1 protein-coding gene is annotated in these 938 nt (G+C 61.2%); it reads left to right on the top strand.

Annotated features, from left to right (window positions below; genetic code table 11):
• Positions 1 to 938 (top strand): TraC family protein (locus BBB56_RS23415; RefSeq protein WP_158673968.1); only part of this gene is annotated, 938 nt, incomplete at both ends.

Below are 938 nucleotides of genomic sequence, written 5' to 3'. Positions count from 1 at the left end.
TCCCGGGCGGTGAAAGAGCAGGTTGAGCAGGGCCTGAAAAACTTCGCCTGGAAGGGGCACCGGGCGGACGAGTGTAACGACGTCACCGCCCGCTTTTACCTGAACGGAGCGCGCTATACCTACAGCAACGGGCTTGACCATCCGCTGACCCTGCGCGACTACAGACTGTTCTTTGTCTGGGGCATGCCGGTCAAAAACCTCTCTGAAACCAACCTGGTGCGCGTGCGCGACGTACGCCGCAACCTGCTGAACGCCCTTAATGCCGCCGACATCTGGTCTGAGGCCATCGGCGTGACGGAGTTCAGCAGCGTGCTGCGCGAGTTCTTCAACCATGACCCGGCGCGCCTTGAGCGCTACGACAGCGAGTACGATCCGGCGGCCGATCTGAGCACGCAGTTCGTAGACCGCACCACGTCCTGGCGGGTGAAGCCCTCGCATATCCGCATCGAGGGCAGCGACAGGGACAGTAAGCCGTTTGCCGCGCGCATGGTGAACCTGAACCTCGACAATAACCCGCAGGAGCATTACCTGTGGCAGAACGGCAATATCTTTCAGGACCTGATGTCCCCGACTAACGGTATTCCCTGCCCGTTTATCTGCACGATGGTGCTGATGACCGAAGAGCAGATGAAGAGTCAGGGTGAGGCCAACAGCCGCTTCCTGGCGCTGGACTCGCGCGTGAACACCAGTTACGCCAAGTACATTCCGTCCACCACGCGTCAGCACGCCGAGTGGAAAGACGCCCGCGCGCGGCTGCTGTCAAATCAGACGTCGCTCACGAGCTACTTCTACGGTATTACGCTGTTCTGCCCGGACGACGACGACCTGACGTCCCGCTATACCGAAAAGACGCGCAACGCCTTCGCCGCGCAGGGCCTGCGCTTCGTGCGCGCCGACTTTATGCAGCTGCGCAACCTGCTGGCGACACTGCCGTTTGC

It is taken from the genome of Candidatus Pantoea deserta, from assembly GCF_003813865.1.
Taxonomy (GTDB): Bacteria; Pseudomonadota; Gammaproteobacteria; order Enterobacterales; family Enterobacteriaceae; genus Pantoea; species Pantoea deserta.
The sequence above is the reverse complement of the archived record's forward strand: the minus strand, read 5'-3'. Positions and strand labels throughout refer to the sequence as shown.